At 74.5% G+C, this 652-nt stretch carries 1 protein-coding gene; it reads right to left on the reverse strand.

Going from position 1 to position 652, the window contains the following annotated elements; translation table 11 throughout:
• Positions 1-46: 46 nt before the first annotated feature.
• Positions 47-391, reverse strand: coding sequence for a hypothetical protein (locus FNQ90_RS25880; RefSeq protein ID WP_182608524.1), 345 nt, complete (start codon positions 389-391; stop codon positions 47-49).
• Positions 392-652: the final 261 nt, after the last annotated feature.

The raw sequence follows: 652 nt of genomic DNA on the forward strand, positions 1-652 counted from the left end.
ATAAGAGACCGGCCCCCGGCTCCCGGCTCCCGGTCGCGGCCCTACCTCACCCCGCCCGGCGCGGGCGCCGGTCGGTGGCCAGGGCCGCCAGGGAGACCAGCGCGGCGGCGGTGGTGCCGGCGGCCATGACGCCGCCCCGCGACCGCCAGGACATCACCGAGCGGGTCGAGCGGGCCGAGAGCAGCGAGGCGGTGCTCAGCCACGATCCGACCGACAGGACCGACAGCGCGGAGCCGACGGAGCCCAGCGACAGGAACGAGCCCACCGATCCGATGGACAGCGCCGATCCGGTGGAGCCGATCGACAGCACGGAGTCCCTGGACCACAGGGAGAGCACGGAGTCCGTGGAACCGACGCACAGCACGGAGTCGCGGGAGCGGACGGATCGCACGGAGTCGACGTTTCCGGAGCGACGGGCCCCGGCACGAGAGGGTTTCGGCATACCGCCATCGTGCCCCCGGGGAGTGGGTTCGCGCAGCCCGGCGCGGGTCCCTAGGCGTCCACGGCCCGTTCGGGCGGGAGGATGGCCGGGGTCGGGATGGTCCCGGCGGGAGCGGGAGTGGGCATGGTGGCGGACGGCATCGCGATCGGACCGGTGGTACGGGCGGCGGACGCCCCGGCGCGGGCGAACGAGGCCGACCCTGTCTCTTAT

It is taken from the genome of Streptomyces alkaliphilus (assembly GCF_014141535.1).
GTDB classification, from domain to species: Bacteria; Actinomycetota; Actinomycetes; order Streptomycetales; family Streptomycetaceae; genus Streptomyces; species Streptomyces alkaliphilus.